Source organism: Sutterella sp., assembly GCF_052272535.1.
GTDB lineage: Bacteria > Pseudomonadota > Gammaproteobacteria > Burkholderiales > Burkholderiaceae_F > Sutterella.
Genome location: NZ_DAVZJY010000024.1, coordinates 1 through 17,299, shown reverse-complemented (window position 1 = coordinate 17,299; position 17,299 = coordinate 1). Strand labels below are relative to the sequence as shown.

2 protein-coding genes are annotated in these 17,299 nt (G+C 62.7%); both read left to right on the top strand.

Going from position 1 to position 17,299, the window contains the following annotated elements:
* The first annotated feature begins 763 nt into the window (after positions 1-763).
* Positions 764-2,353: a ShlB/FhaC/HecB family hemolysin secretion/activation protein gene (locus tag ACT6Y9_RS02710; RefSeq protein ID WP_443743421.1), complete on the top strand. Its 1,590-nt coding sequence runs from the start codon at positions 764-766 to the stop codon at positions 2,351-2,353.
* Between the two features lie 62 nt (positions 2,354-2,415).
* The coding region (locus tag ACT6Y9_RS02705; RefSeq protein ID WP_443743420.1) for a leukotoxin LktA family filamentous adhesin at positions 2,416-17,299 on the top strand (14,884 nt) is incomplete at its 3' end.

Here is a 17,299-nt window from a genome sequence, read left to right as displayed (position 1 = left end):
CAGTTCCTGAGTAGACTGCAGGAAGACTTCAAGACGGCACCTCTGGTTTTTTCGAGCAGCGCGTGGTTGACTACGCCAAGGGCGCGCTCACGGGGAGCTGGGGCGACGTGTGGGGGAGCGCGAAGTAGTGGTCTAACTCAAAACTTCCGGTTCGGGCTCTCCGGGCCGGGAGCACACCTGCCTTCGGCAATTCCCTTCTGCGGTCGGATTCCCTTGGAGTTCGGCCGTTTTCCCTCGGCCCTCATCACGAAGAGCGGGAATCAGCCGCGCGCCCCGGGCGTGCTCACGCCGGAAGACGTCCCCGCGCCGCCGCAACGGGGCGAGGGCGCCTCAGGACTGCCTTTTTCTCTTCGAAAAACCGCGTTTCTTTCGAAAATCCACAAGGGCTGTATCGAAGAAAATTGCCTGATTCTCTAAAATCTCCGTTGATCGGGCCTGTCGGCGCCGTGAGTAGTCCGACCGCCGCGCTGAAGCCGGCGTCCGGGTCGAAAGAGACGGAAGATTCCCAAAATATCCGACTTTTAGGATACCAAGGCCTATTCTTGATCGAACTACTGAGGTTATACTCAAAAAAGGTTTGTTGGGTCTCCTTAGCCCGTCGTAAGCCTCAGTCTGAAGAAAAAGGAGGGCGGACATGAAGAGAAGGAACATCCTCAGGGCAGCGGCCGCAGGCCGATCGCTCGGCGTCTGCGTCTGCACGGCCGGGTTTGTTCTTGGCCCACTTATTGCAGCTGTACCGGCCGTTCAGGCTGCCCCCTCCCTCATGGAAGCCGGACAGGGGAGACAGGGGAATCAGGCGACCCGCAATCTACGCCAGCTTCGCGACGAAGTCGAATGGCGGCGGCTCGAGGGCGAGGTGAATTCGCTTGAGGCGCAGCGCCGTGAAGCAGCGCCTCCCCCTGCGGCTCAGGAGCCGGCGGTTCCCGCGGGGGCTTTCCGCTTCCGGCTCGAAGCTGTGACGCACACGCCCTCGGCGATTCTTTCAGACGAGGAGTTCACGCGCGTGACCGCACCCTTCGTGGGACGCGACGTCGCGATAGCGGATCTGAAGGCAATGCTCGAGGCGGTGAACGCCCTTTACCGTGAAAAAGGCTACGTTGTCTGTGAAGCACGTCTCGCGCCCCAGCGCATCCGGGGCGGCCGGCTGTTGGTAACGCTCGTCGAAGGGCGCACGGGGCGTACGACGGTTTCGGGCGCCGAACATACGAGCGCGGGCTACATCCTCGGCGCTTTCGATCTCAAGCAGGGTGAAGTCGCGAACTACCGCGAGATGAGCGACGCGCTCGTACGCTTCAACATGACGAACGACGTCGAACTTTCGGTGGACATCCACGCCGGTGAGGCGCCGGGCACCACGGACTATGAAATCCGCACGACGGAGCCGCCCAACTGGGGCGCGACCTTTTTCGCCGACACCCTGGGTCCCCGCTCGACAGGGCGTCCCCGGGCAGGCGTTTCGATCACGAACCGGAGCGTCTTCGGGCGGCGCGATGCGGCGACGCTCCTCGGCCTCGTAAGCGAAGGGAGCCGAAGCTTCTACGGGAGCTACGGGATGCCGCTCAATTCGATGGGCACGCGCCTCACGGCGAGCGTCTCCATCGGCAGCGTGGACGTCATTGCGGGACCTTCCACCGCGGGCGACGTCGAAGGGGATTCTGAATACTATGCCTTGCGGCTGGAGCACCCGGTTTACGTCACCCCACAGCAGAAGTGGACCCTTTGGGGCGAATGGTCGCGACAGAAGAGCGAGACAGACTTCTTTGCGGTGACGATTAACGACGTGGAGATTGATACCGCTCGGGCGGGCGTCGAGGCGATTGTCTTCGGCAGCCAGTCGGTCTTTTACTTCACGACTGCCCTCGGGCATGGCCGCGTGAAGGAGCGCACCTTCGAGGAGCGCTGGGAGCAGAACATTCTTACGGGGAGCGCCCTCTGGCGGGTGCAGGCCGCGCCCGACTGGCGGGTTTCCGTTTCGGGCGCCTGGCAGGCGGTCATCGACGGCGATCCGCTCTCCTCGTCGCAGTACTTTTATCTCGGCCACACGAGCGGCGTTCGCGGTTATGACAACGACGTGCTCTCGGCCGAGGCGGGCGCCTACGTGAACTTTGAGGCCTCCTGGGCGCCTGCGGGTCCCCGCACGGCGCTCTTTGCCTTCCTCGATGCGGGGCGGCTTGCAGGGACCTCCTCCTACAGCCGTCGCGAACTCGCTTCCACGGGGCTCGGCGCAACCTGGCCCCTTTGGAAGGGCGCCTCAGTGACGGCAACGGCGGGCTTCCCGCTCATTAGAAATCTCGGTGCAGGCGGGCGTGCGGACAAGGCGCGCTTCGACTTGGCGGTGACGGCGTCCTGGTGACGCACAGGGCCGCGGACGACGGGCGCAGGAACGCCCGGACGAAGAATTGATTGAGGTGATGTATGAACGCGATCTTCAAGGTACTCTGGAACAAGGCCCGCGGACAGTTTGTTGCGACGGATGAAACGAAGACCGCCTTTGGCAAGGGCAAAGTGCGCTCAACGGTCCAAAAGGGCCTCTCGGCGCTCCTCCTTTCGGCTCTGGCTGCCGGGAGTGTCTCGGCCGCGGACGTCGGTGTCGTGAGCGGATGGGGCAGCACCACCGTGAAGGCGGACCAAACGGGCAAGGTCTTCAACGTCACGACCTCCAAGTTCGTCAACGACGGCAAGACCGGCATCAACAAGTTCAGCCAGTTCACGGTGAATGCGGGTCAGATTGCGAATCTGCAGTTTGGTAGTGGCCAGCAGCTCCTCAACCTCGTCAATGTACAGATCGAGATTAACGGCGTCGTGAACGCCGTGAAGAACAATAAGATCGGCGGCGACCTCTATTTCGTCTCCCCGGTCGGCATGGTGGTGGGAACGACGGGCGTCATCAACGCCGGCAGCCTCACAACGACGATCACGACGCAGGATCAGTTCGAAACGTGGTCGAACCTCGCCAACGGTGATCAGCCGACGGCCTTCAATGACGCCTTTCTCCAAAACCTCCGCACGGGTGAGGGCGTGCCGATCAATCCTGCGGGCGTGATCACCGTCCAGGGCAGCATCAACGCGGGCAACAGCCTCGCACTGCTCGCAGGGAGCGTCCAAATCACTTCGGGCGCGCGCCTCACAACGGGCGTAACCAACTTCCAGGACCTCGTCAATATCCGCGACAAAGACGGACAGATGACCACTTCGGCCAACCTCGAAAAGGACCTCGCTTTCAAGACCGATCCCAAAACTGGCGACGTACTTCTTTTCGCACGCGCGGCAGGCGATCTTGTCGCAAAGGCTCAAACGCAGGCTCCGGAGTCCGGAGAGAAGACGGACGGCAAGGGAGGGGCGGTTGCCGCGAGCGTGGTGGTTGAGGAAGGAGCGGTCGTCAAGGCTGCGGGCAACCTCACGGCGAAGGCCCATGCCGGCAACGGCGCTCTCAATCCGCGTGCGGACGACCCGATTCTCTTCATGTCAAGTGACGGCGAAGGCCGTGATGTTTCGGCTTCCGTTGAGCTCTCGGGCACCGTGCGCGCCGAAGGAAAACTGACTGCCGAGGCTCGAGCCTTCAATATTGTTGACCATTCGAAGAGCTTCACCGGGAAGGCGCTCGAGACGATCCAGAGCGGATTGGTGCCGATTGATGCGGGCACGATCGAATATGTGGACATGTCGGCCGACGCGCGGGTTACGGTAGGCGAAAAGGCCGAAGTGACCGGTGTGAAGGGGCTCACCCTTGAGAGCGAGGCGCACTCCGACCTCAAGGTGGGCGACCAGTCCGGGTTTAAGAACTTCCTTAATTGGGGCAAGGCCGAATCGATCCCGGTGGTCTCTGCCGCAGCGATGCGCGTGAAGAACACGAGTGCCGTGGAGATCAAGGGGGCGCTTGCAACCGACGGCGAACTCAAGCTCGCTGCAGCCGGCGACCTTAACGTGGATGCCAGCGTGAAGGCGGCTACTTCGGCGACGAAGGCGCCGCAGGCGAGCTTCATCTATGCGGACCTGGATGCAGGGACAACCGTTTCCGTTGCCGACGGCGCAAGGATTGGCGCGGCCGGCACGAGTGCGCAGGGGCCCTCCAAGGTGACCGCGGAGGCCAAGCAGACAAACCGCGTTGAGACGGACGCAGAAACAAATACGCCGCCCACGGGCAACATCGCCCTCGCGGTGAACATCACGAAGTTCAACGCTTCGGCCCAAACGAATCTCGGCGCGGGCTTCACGACCTCGGGGACGGCAGACGTACGTGCGACGAACGAGACGGAAACCCTCAAGGTCGGGGCAAAGACCACCGTGGGCGACTACGGCTTCAAGATGAAGATCCAGGATTTCGGGTCGAACCTTGCCTTGAGCAAGGTGGCTGAATCGGTCGCCCGCGTGTTCGACACTTCCGCGGACGGGAGCGCCACGACCCAGAAGCTCCAGTTCGGCGGTGCGGCCGCCTACGTGGAGAACGCTCAGTCGGCGACGGTGACGATCGCACCGAAGGTGCAGCTTCAGTCAACAGGAAAGTTCACCGTTGAAGCGAAGTCTGACCTCGCTGACCACCACTACGAGGCGGTGACGAAGCAGGTTATCGACAGCGAGAAGGCTAACGCAGGGAAAGACAAGCAGGGTGCGCTCGCGATTCTCATCAATGAAGCGGGCAAAGGTGCCTCCTCGCTCGCAAGCGTGACAGTGGGCGAGGGCGCCTCGATCACGACGAAGAGCTCAGGCGACCTCACGCTTTCCTCCGAAGCGCTGATCAACAAGGACCGGTTCAAGTTCCTTAAAAAGGAGCTCATTGACTGCTTCAACGCCTACGCGGATCATTTCTCCGCAGAAGGCTATAAGGACGAGCTCGCCGCCTTCAGGGCTGCCAAGGACAAGATGGTCGAAGCCTTCGATGCGGTGGGCAAAGCAGAGAATTTTACGACCGGCATCACTCAGCTCCAGACCGCCTTTGAAGAATTCTCCAGCACCTTGAAGGCCCTCATGTCGCTCGCGGTTAAAGGTACGGAAACCGCACCGGACCTCATCGACTTCGGCATGAGCGTTCTCGATTTCCTCAATCCGGCAAGCTACACCAACGCCTTTGTTTCGGCAGCCGGCAAGACGAACGAGGCGCAGGTCGATAATCCCTTCTCCGTCGCGGGCTCGCTCGCGGTACTCGATCAGACGACGAAGAGCACAGTTGAAGTGGGCGCAGGGGCGGCCCTCGAGTCGGCCCAAGCCCTTGGGCTTACGGCGACGAGCCGCAATGAAAGCATCGCTATGAGCGGGCAGCTCGACGACTTCTTGGGCGTGCCGCTTCCGACCATCGACAAGGGCACGTCCCTCGGCGCTTCGGTGGTCTATCACGAGCTCGGCACCGACAATCTCATTCTCGTGAAGGAGGGCGCAGCGCTTTCCGGCACCAAGACGGACCTCACCGCGAACGATGAATTGGACGGCGTCACCATCGCCGCGTCCGCGGGCTACAACACGGGCACGCTTTCAGCGTCGGGCATGGCGGCCGTCACGGAAGCTGATGCAAAGAACCGCATCGCCATTGACGACGAGGCACGGATTGAAGCACGGTCGGGCGACCTTACGATGAAGGCTCTGCGAGACGATTCGGTGCAGACTGCTGCCGGCGCACTCTCCTTTGTGAAGAGCGCGCAGGGGGCGGCAAACGCCGTGGGGGCGGGCGTCGCAGTGAATCTCGGGTCTTTCGGCAATACGCTCGAAATGAAGGACCTTGACGGGACGTCGAGTATTGGGAACTACGGCGCGGGTGAGCTCAAAGCGGACGGTACACTTGCCCTCACGGCTGAAAGCGGCCTCAACCTCAATGCCGTCGGACTCGCCGGTCAGGCAGGCGTTTCCGGGTCCGGCTCTGCCAACACCAAGAAGCCCGATGCGGCGGGCGGCCTCAGCGCTCTTGGGGAACAGACGGGCTCAAAGGCGCTTAAGGACGCCGCGTCTGGTCTTGCCGAAGGCGGCGCTCTGCAGGGCGCAGTTACGAAGGGCGCAGGTGAGGCGGCGGCTCAGGCCCGCGGCGATGCTGCCGGTACCGACGGGAGCTACTCTGGACTCGAGACTGGGGAACGATCGTCAGGCATTGCCTCCGCCGACAGCGTCAAATCAGGCGTTCAGGCTGCCGGATCGAGCTTCCAGCTCTCTGCGGCAGGATCCTTCGCCTGGAACGATGTGGCCGAATCGAATGTCCTTCACATTGAAGGCGCTTCGGCTGGAAAGATTACGCTCGACGCCCAAAAGACGGCCGTCGAGTCGGTGACGAACAAGTGGGTCGGCGCCTTTGCGGGTGGCGCAGCCGTTTCTGTCTCGAAGGGCGGATCGGGTACGTCGGTCGGAATCGGCGGCGCTGCCGCTGTGAACCAAAACAATGCGGAAAACCGCCTGACCCTTAAGAATGTGTCGCTCTCGGAGAACGTTGAGGACATGGGCGTTTATTCGCTCGTCAACGGCACGACCGTTACCCAGGGGCTCGGCGTTGCCGTCTCGACCTCGCGCGGCCCTGCCGACGCGATCGACGCGGGCGTCTCGGTGAACCTCATTGACAACACCGTCCGTGCAGATGTTGAAGGTTTGTCCGGCGGGAACACAACAGGCAAATTTGAATACGCGCAGACTGCCTGGACGGGCGAAGTTCAGGTGACGGGCGGCACCACCGTCGGCGTCGCCTCTGCTTCGGGCGGCTTCTCCGGCGCTGCGGGCGCTGCCGTAGCCGTGGCGGACATCGACAACACCGTCGCCTCGACGACCAAGGATGCGAGCTTCACAAACGCGAAGTCTGTTGACGTGAAGGCGCTCGCTTCGCTCACGCAAGTCAATACCGCGGTGGGCGTGCAGGCCGCTGTGGGCAGCGGTTCGGGTGCGGCATTAAACGGCTCGATCATCTCGGCGAACATCACCAACCGCGTGAATGCGACGGTTGAGAAGTCGCAGGCTTCGCTCGCGAAGGACGGATCTTTCACGATCACCGCACGCGATGCCGGCACGGGCGAGGGCGAGGAAGCGCATGCCTACGCCGAACGCGCAAAGGGCCGCACGGGACTCGTGGAAGAGGATGAGCTTTTGAACCGCTCTCTTCTCGATGGCGTTCAGATCGCCAAGGACGACTCAGGCAAAAATTACCGCGACCTCCGCTCCGGCTTCCTGGCTGGTTCGGGCATGACGCAGGTCTCCGCGGCGCTTTCCGTTGCGGCGACGGGCGGTTCCTCGGGCGGCGCGGGCGGTGCCGGCGTTGTGGTTACGAACTTTGAAAACACCTTCGGCGCTTCGTCGAATGGTCTCACGGTGACGCACGACGGCTCGGGGCTTTTTAGCGAAAAGGCACAAAGCGACGTCGTGACGGTTGCTGTCGCCGCGGGCGCCGCGGGCACCTCCGGCAACTTCGCGGCTTCCGGTTCGGTGATCGTCTCAGACGTGAAGCAGACGGCTCAGGCTTCGGCCGAATACCTCACCCTTACGGCCGGTGCGATGAAGGACGATGCGGTCCGTGCAGTGCTCGCCGCGCAGACGAATGCCAAGACCGTGAACGTCGCGGGCAACGTGAGCGCGCAGGTTTCAGCGGGCGGGGGCGGCTTTGGGGCCGCTGTCGTGGTGGCTGAAGTTGAGAACAATGCCCTGACGACACTCAACAATTCGACGATTTCGAGCTTTAAGGGCGCCTCTGCGGGTAACGGCTCGACAGTGCCGGGCGCCCTCGGACTCCTCGCCGAGAACAAGTCCGAAATTTGGACGGCCGCCGCCGCGGCGACCGTCGCTTCGAACGTAGCACTGGGTGCGAGCGTCGCGGTGAACCGCGCCGTCGGAAATGCGCAGATCGACGTCGACGCGGTGACGCTCGACGGGCTTGGGCATTTTGACGCTCAAGCGCGTGACGATTCCGAACTCTGGACGCTCTCGGGCGCCGTCTCGGCCGCAGTGAAGCCGGGCGCTGCCGCGGGTGCTGGACTTGCCTTCGCCTCGAGCCGCGGAAGAACCAACGCGGACGTGAACGGACTCACGCTTCTCGCCTCAAACGAGAAGACGGATGTTGGCGTGTCGGCCGAAGCCCAAGATCACGTCTCCACCCTCACGCTCGCCGTAGGTGCGGGCGGCACGGTGGGACTCTCGGGAGCCGCGGCGAAGAATGTCGTGGAACGCAAGGTTGCGGCAGACCTCACGGGGCTGAAAACAAACAATCAAGAGGGTGCAGCCGATGAGACCATTGAAGGTGCGGGCGACGTCGTCGTGCGCGCCGAGAGCCGCGCTGACATTGACAATCTGGCTCTCGTAGCGGCTGCGAGTCAGGCTGCGGCCCTTGGGGCCGGTGTTGCCGTCAATACCATCGATGTGGACGTCGCAGCAGGCGCACACGGCCTCAAGGCGGGCGTGAGTTCGCTCAACGTGGCAGCCCACTCGGCCAACGACATCGACACGATCGGCGTGGGCGGCGCGGGCGCGGGCACGGTAGCGGTTGCAGGCTCCACGGCCTTCAACACGATCACGGGCAACACGTCGGCTGCGCTGACGAATTCGATCCTGCAAGCGGCTGATGCTGTCGCGGTGCACGCTGAATCCGACGATGTGATCGGCACCTATGCCGGTCAGGCTGTGGGCGCCGGGACGATTGCGCTCGGGCTATCCGTCGCGATGAGCGAACGCTCGGGGGCAACCACGGCGACGGTGAGCGGCTCAACTGTCAAGGAAACCGGAAAGGGTACCGGGACGCTCACGATGAAGTCGGGCGTAGACGACGCGCACATCAACAACGCGATCGTTGAGCAGGGTGCGCTCAATGTCCAAACGAGCCTTGAAGACAAACGCACCGAAGAGACGGTGGACGGCATTGCGGTTGCGGCCACTTCTGCGACGACCTATAAGACGCTTACGATCAACGGTGGCGGCGCGGGGAGCGCGCAGGCCGCAGGAACGGCCTCGATCGTCACGCATGCGGGCAAGACCGAAGCGGGCGTCGCCAATTCCACGCTTGAATCCGTCGGCAAGCTCGCCGTTGAGGCGGGTGACTACGCGAACTTCTCGAGCGTACTCGTCACGGCGGGCGGCGCCGGGGCGATGAGCGCCAATGGGTCGGTGACGCAGACCGATGCGGCGCACGCGACGCGTGCGGCGATTGAAAACGCTTCGCTCAAGTCCGCCGCGGCAACGACGCTTGGCGCTGAAGCGAAGGAAGGTGTTTCGAATCTCACAATCGCCGCGGGCGGTGCAGGCGCCCTTGCGGTTGATGCGGTCGTGGCCATCGCAAACCAGAAGTCCTCGGTCGTGACCGCCTTGACGAACTCAACGGTCGAGGGCGGCGCTTATACGCAGAAAGCGGACTACCTCGGGCGAATCACCAATCTCGGCGTGTCGGCGGCCGGTGCGGGTGCTATGGCCGGCGCCGCGACGGTTGCGATCAATACGGCCGACGTGGTCGTGAAGTCTGTGGTTGATGGCAAGAGCGTCGTCAACCCCGCGGGCGCGGTCTCGATTGAAGCGGGACGCACGCTCGACTGGGACGAATACGGCGGCGCCGCGGCTGCGTCGGGCGCCGGTGCTGTAGCCGGCACTGTCTATATCAACGAGACGGCGGGCGAAACGCTCGTTCTCGTGGATGATGCCCAATTGGGTGACGGCAAGAATCAGGTGACGCTCTCGGCGAAGAACGACGACTCGATAGAGCTCGTCGCCGTCTCTGCAGCCGTGGCCAAATACGTCGCTGCCGGCGCGACCGTGGCGGTGAACACCATGGCCGGAAACGTCGGCACGATGGTGAAGAATGCTGCCCTTAAGGGCACGGACGTCAAGGTCGAGGCTCTTGCCGACCGAAAGGCCAAGTCGACCCTCGTCTCGGCTTCTGCCTCGCTGGGGGCCGGACTCGCTGCGAACGTCTTCTCGACCCGCGTGGGCGGGGCGGGGACCTATGCGGAGCTCTTGGGCGAGGGCGATGCGGAGAATGCGGGTACGTCCAAGACACTTGAAAAATTCAAGGGCGACTACGGCGCACTCTCAAAGGAGGATCTGACGACGGGCGCCGCGGGCGGCGCTTCTGATGGAGGAGTGACGTCCGAAACCGAAGCCAAGTCGAATCTCGTCAAGGGCACGGGCGTGATGTCGGTCGATTCGACCTTCGAGGGCTCAAACTCAGTCACCCTTGCTGCGAAAGAAGATGACAAGGCGGGTTCAGGCATTGACGCAAAACTCGGACTCGCCACGGCGGGCGCCGTCGGCATCGGCGCGTCGGTGGTCACCGTCGAGCGCGTGGTGGGTGCCTCCGTCACGATGAGCGGCGGCGGGATCACCACAAAGACTGCGGAGATCACGGCAAGCGCCGGAGCTGACGACAGTCTCCAGGTTTATCAGGGATCTGCGGGTTTAGTGGGCGGCAACGCCTCCTACGTGCGCGAGCAAGTCTCGGGCGGCGTGACTGCTGTTGTTGAGAACGAGGCTAATGTCAAGGGCAATTCGGTTCAAATCACGGCGAAGAACGACTCGTCCGTAACGGCCGACGCCTTCGGTGTTGCCGCAGGTGCGGTGGCCGCCGGCGCGCAGATCGCGAAGATCAAGGATGCTTCCTCGGTTGTTGTGAAGCTAGATCAATCGAACTTCGAAGGCAGCGTCAAAGCGACCGTTGACCGTGCGCAGCGCCTCCAGGCAGAAGCAACGGCTGGCTACGGCGGCGCGGTGGCGGGTGCGGGCGCCGTCACGGAGATCACCGACAGCGGCAAGGCAGAGGCAAAGCTCACGAACGTCTCTGCATCCGGCGCCTCTTTTGAGACGGCGGTGAACCTTCACCCCGAACTCCGCGTCAAGTCCTACGCTGCGGGCGGCGCTTTGGGTGCCTCCGCGGGCGTCGTCAAGGCGACGGCGGACGAATCGGGCGAGGCGACGCTTGTCGTTACGGGCGGTGAGCTCAAGAGCGGCGAAGTGAAGCTCTCAGCTTTGGCTGGCGAAAAGACGGACAAACCGTCCGATGCGCTGCGCCTCACGGGCCGCGTTGAAGGCTATGGCGGCGCGGTCGTTGCAGGCCTTAGCTTCAATACGGTGAATCTGAGCAATACGGCGAAGGCTTCTCTCAGCGTTGACGGCACTGCGTTCCGGGCGGCTGAAGAGAAGATCGCCGGCACAGCGGCCCAACTCCGCACGGGCGGCTACGGGCTCTACGACGCCTCGGCCAACGCCGTAACGGTGGGCGGCATTCTGGCAGCAGGCAGCAACGACCTCACGGTGGTGCACGGACTCGAGTCCAAAATGACCCTTAAGGGCAGCGCGACGACGCTCGGAAAGCTTGACGCTGCGGTAGAAAACGCCGAAAGCGCGAAGATTCTCGGTGAATCCGCTGGGGGCGCTCTCATCAACGCAGATGCCAACGATGCGGTGCACACCACCCACAAGGACACTTCGAGCGCCGCACTGAAGGTTGCGGGGAGCTTCACGACTGCCGGTGACATGAGCTTCGCGGCCGCGTCCAATTCCGACCTTCTCATGACGGCCGACAATACCAAGGGCGGCCTTGCCGCGCTTTCGGGCGCCGTGGGGACGAACACCATGAAAGGCTCGACGGCCGTACGGGTGACGGACGGCGCCGCGCTCTCCGCTGGCGGTGATCTGCAGCTTGGCGCGCTCAACGCCTGGACGCTCGGCGCCGCCTCGGGCGACCATCTCGTGAAGTCTGAGGTCTACGGCGCGATTGCCGGCGGCGGCATCAAGTTTACAAACACGGTGGAGCGTTCTGCCGACGTGTCGGTAGGCAATAAGGCAAAGCTCTTTGCCGGCGACTCGATCACGGCCGAGGCGAAGAGCACGGGTGATGCGGCTGTGCGCGTGCTCGCGCGCACCGCGGGCGCCTACAATGCATTGGGCGCTACAGTTGAGAGTTCAGTGAAGAACGCCAACACCGTTTCGGTCGAATCGGAGGCGGTCCTGCGCACGCAGTCTGCCAAAGGCGTTGTGGCGCTTGCCGCTACGGGCGAAGACGTGCTCGAGCACGAGGCGCTCACCCGCATTGAGGGTTCGGCGCTTGCCAACGCGAATTCGAACGCCAAGGTCACGGTGGAGCGCACGAACACCGTCAGCCTCAAGTCGGGCGCCGAAATCCGCTCGGGCGGTGAGGTGTTCCTCAATGCCGGCGCAGCTGCGGACGGCACGGAGTCTAAGCTCGAGATGCAGAACCGCGCGGAGTCCTTCTCCTACGCGTTCCTCTCGGGCATCAGTGCCGACCTCAATGCGAAGACGACGCTTTCGGGCCTCGTAGACGTCGCAGGCAAGGTTGTCTCGACCACCAACACGGCGGTTACGGGCGATTCGGGCGACTACATGATCACGGGCGACTCGCTTTCGCACTACTGGGGGCAGCTCAAAGCCGACGACAAGTCGACGCTCGCCGTCAAGGGAAGCGGCAGGAAGGATGCTGCCGTCGAAGAGACGGGCTGCATCAACGTCACGGGTTCGATCGATGCAGGCGTCAACACCAAGGCTGACATCGTGATCTCGGGGCTGCTCAACCCCGAGGGGAGCGGTGCAGAAATCACGGGCTCGCAGAGCAAGCCCACTCTCAAGGTTGAGGCGGGCAGCGAAGAGGCGAAAAAGAGCATTCTCAACAGCATCTCCGGCCCGGTTTCCGAATCCGAAGGCAACGTGTACTGGAAGCGCTACGCGGAGCTCGAGAAGATCCTCACAGAATATACGGGCGCGAAGGATGAAGCCATCGTCGGCTATCAGGCCGAATTCAATGCGCTTGCCGCCCTGATGGAACAAAAGGGGCTTGGCAAATGGGAGACGCTCACGTTTAAGGAAAACGGCCAAACGGTTACGCGGCGCACTTTCGTGCCGATTGAAAAGAGTGAGGAACTCTACGTTGCCGTAAACGGCATTACCGTCTCGGGCGGCAGCATCAAGCTCAACGCCGACAAAGTGACGGGGTCGGGGGCTATCTCCGCCAACGCAGCCGAAGGCGTGTGGATCAAAAACGAGTCGAACGCCTCGCTCAAGGTGAGCGACATCGTGATTCAGGCCAAGGGCGGCGAAATTGAGCTTAACGGCGTTGCAGCCGACGCAAGTGCGCTCCAGGGGGCGGGCTTCCAAGGGAACGTTCGCTCGAGCGACAACACGGCCGATCCGGTGATCAGCATCGAGTCGGAGGCCAAAACGGGCTCCTACACCGTGAAGCACGCGAAGGACGAAGAGGGGAAGCCGTTTGAAGAGACGGTGAAGCAGCCTGCCACGAACTTGGTCATCACGGGCGAAATCCGCAACAACGCGGGTGACGTAAGCATCTCGGCGAAGGACGGCGATCTGGTGTCCCTCGGCGACGTGGGGGCCTCCGGCACCCTCACCTTGACGGCAAAGGGTTCGATCATGCAGTCCTACACATCGGGTCTCACGAACATCGGCGGCGATGTTCCGGGGAAGGCGTGGCAGACCGAGATCGGCAAAATCAGCAGCAAGGATAACTACGACGCTTCGCACGCACCCGGCACGACCTCCGTCTCCTCCAATGCCCAAGCACCTTCGGGCGGCAAATGGGTGGCGGGCGGCGCCATCATCATCTCGGGCGACCTCATCAACCTCAACGGCACCGTACAGTCGGGCTACGACACCTATGAGCTCAAGATCAACGAAACCGTGCTTGAGGCGAAGATTTCTGAGATCCGCGAGGCTTGGCGTCGGGCGGGCAGCCCCACCAACATCGATGTGAAGAGCTCCGCCTATCGACTGCAGGCCGAAGAGGCTGTGAAGACGGACGACGGCTCCTACAAGCTCCTCGTCGCTGCCTGGTATGACCCGGTGAAGGATCGGATCGTCATGGACGATGTCCTCCCCGAAGGCGGGAGCATCTTCATCTCAGGCAAGATTGCCAGTACGGGCGGCGGCAGGATCTTTGCGTCGGACGGATCGGCTGACGTACGGTTTAACGCCGGCAATCACGACGTTCTCACCGGCAGCATCGACACCGGAAGCTCAAAGGGCGTCGTGCAGTTCACCGACCTCTTCTGGAGCGACGGCCAAAAAGATGGTACGGCCGCCAAAGTCACGCGCTGGCAGGATGGTCAGACCACCGAATATATGGTGGGTCACAACGGCCAAGCGATAGGGACGGAAACAGTCAAGGACGGCATCCAGAACTATTCGCCCAAGAAAGGACTCCTCTATGTCTGGACCGAGGGGACGGTTTCGGGCTCGACTGAGAGGCAGTACTACGAATACATGGCGAAATGGTGGGGCGCCGCCGACGACAAACTCAAGGACGCTTTTGAAAGCGAAAAAACGACGGTTACAAAGTCCGGCGATCTCTATTCGGGGGCGACGATCACCGACCGGCTGACGCGCCCCAACAAGGGCGGCGATAAGGACGCCAACTTCTACGCCTGGATGGACGTGCTCGATCAGACCGACACGGGCTACCAGGTGAAGACGAAGAGGTGGAAGACGGGATTCCTCGGCTGCCACAAGTGGACGAGCTACACGATCACCCGCGACACGACTTCGAAGCGCATGGTGACCTACACCGTGAAGGCTGACAAGGATGTCGGAGTCGGGTTCATCCAGGGCTCGAACACCGTGGACATCACCTCGAACCGGTCGATCCACCTCGGCAACTCGATTACCGCTCAGGGCGGCACCATCCGCCTGAATGCGGGCGGCGACATTCGTGCGGAGAGCGCCGGAGCGTCGCTTAACGGCGCCGACACGATTAATCTGACCGCAACGGGCGACATCGGCTCTTCGCTCCGTCCAATCGCCCTCAAGGGCGGCTCGGGTGAACTTAAGCTCGGAGCGACGGCTGCGAACATCCACATCGACGGCACGAACCTCGGTGCAGGCCGCAGTGTTTCTTCGGACGGACTGCTCGCCGGCTCAACCCTCAGCGTCGCCGTGCGCGGCGACCTGCAGGCAGCGAAGGCGCAGGGCAAGGACGTGACGCTCTCGAGCGTCGAGGGCGGCGTGAAGGTGAAGGACCTCAGGCAGCTCGAAGCCGCAGGTACCAACGCCGTCAATATTTCCGCCCTGAAGGACGTTGAAGTGTCGGCCTCTACGGGCGACCTCGGTCTCGGCCTCATTGAATCGAAGTCGGGTGACGTGGTTCTCACGGTGGAAAACGGGTCGGTCTACGACGCTTCGGGCGCTGCGGATGCGTCGAACGTCTCCGATGAAAAGCGCCTTGAGGCGTGGAAACGTGCGGGCCTCATCAATGCGGATGGCTCGAGCACGGGTGACACGCTCTGGAAGGCGGACGTCGAGGCTGAAAAGAACCGCATCACGCAGGCCTACGCCCGGATGAAGACCTACGAGGCCTTCGGCGGTGAGCTCACCGATGCCCAGAAGAAGGACTACGGAGACCTGCAGGAGATTTACGGGAAGTTCGAGAGCGCTGAAGCGGCCGTCTCGGCCATGGAGCAGGACGAAAAATCGGATCTCGGCGGGCTTCTCGCGCGCCGCGCGAAGTACGGCTGGACCGAGAACGACCTGCTTTACTCGATCGCCGACACGATCATCAATTCGAACGGCTCATCGACCACGGCCGCACGCGAAACGAACATCCGGGGCAAGAACGTCAAGATCAACACAGCGAACGCGGGTTCGGTGGGCGAAGTGGGTGAGACCGTCACCGGACGTCTCTCGGACGAGGACGAGACGAAGCGCCTTGCGCTCCTCAAAGCCCTTTCTCGTGCCGACGTCGGTGACTTCTCGAGCAAGGACGGAGAAGTTTCCGTCACGCTCAAGATCCCCGTCACCATTGAGGCGTCGGGGAACCTCACCGTGAATGCCCGCGACAACATCTTCCTGGAGTCGCCTAAAGGCTCAGGGCTTGCCGTCAAGGAAATCGTTTCCGAGACGGGCGACGTGCGCGTTACTTCGCGCGGCGGCATCTCGGCGGCAGAGGGTTCCGGGCTTGTGAGCGGCAATACCGTGACGCTGCGCGGCGGCACGGGCGGCATCGGCGCCGCGGAAGCCTACCTGAAGATCCACTCGGATCCGGCAAAGTGGGCCGCCGTCAATGCGGGCGGCAACATCTTCATTGAGGCCGTTGATGCGAACGGGGCGCTTGGCAACATGACGCTCTATTCGCTCGCGGGCGACCAGGATGTCTCGCTAAAGGCGAAAAACCTCTACGCGTACTCGGGCGACAAGCTCGGCGACGACTACAACGACTTCGACGAGCTCGGCTACATTAAAGGGCAGACGCTCAACTTCGAAGTGCACGGCGACTTCGGCACCGAAGACACTGCGCTGCGCGTAGGCACCGCCTCCACGGTGAACTTCTCCGAGTCCGTGGGCAACGTGCGGTTGCGCGGCATGGGTGAATCGGACGTGCTCTCGATCAACGGCATCAACGCTTCGGGTGTGGTGGACATTGACTCCGAGGGCGGCTTAAGAGTCGGCGCCGTGAAGGGCGATTCGGTTGAGCTCGACGCCGTGAAGCAGATCACGCTTACGGGCAATTTGGAGTCGACGGGTGAGGATAAGGACCTCGACGTGACGTCGAAAGAGGCCGGGATCGAGCTTGCTGACAACTCGACCGTCCGCTCTAAGGGCGGTGTGAAGCTCGACGCCAAGGCGGGCGAGCTTAAGTTCACGGGCGGCGTTGTTGAGGCTGCAGGTAATGCATCGCTCCTTGGTAAATCTGTCACCGCGACTCAAGGCAACCTCAGTGCGGGCGGCCGGATCGAAATCGGCGCCACGGGCGGCGGCATCAATGCGGCAGGTCTCCAGACCCAAGCTGGCGCGGGGACACTCATTTCCGCTGTGGGCGGCGGCGTCGCGCTCTCTGGCGGCTCCACGATTGAAGCCGCGGACGACGTGAAGATCTCGTCTCAAGAGACGCTTGATCTCGCCGATGCGACGGTCCAGTCCAGAGCGGGCAAGGTCGAACTCCAGGGCCTCGCAAATGTTGAGATCTCGAATTCCACCGTTGAGGCCGCTTCGCTCGCGATCACTGCGGCGCAGAACCTCATTGGAACCGGACTGAAGGGCACGATTAAGGGAGCGGCCGCGCTCACGGCTGGTGAGAATCTGGTGCTTGACAGCGCAGTTCTCTCGGGCGGTACGGTGAGTGCTGCAGCCGCGCAGGGGCTTTCCGCACGCGGAGCTGCCATCGATGCGACTGAAGGTACCCTCACGCTCACGGCTGAAGCTGCCGATATCGACGCCTCCAGTGCCAAACTGACGGCTAAAGACGAGTTGACACTCACGGCGCAGCGGTCGATCACTGCGGAAGTCGCGTCGGTTGAGGCCGCTTCGCTCGCGATGACGGCCGAGACGGGTAGTGTTGAAGCCGCCGGTTTCACGGCGACCGTTGCTGATCAGGCCTCGGTTGAGGCGGGCGACTCTGTGACGC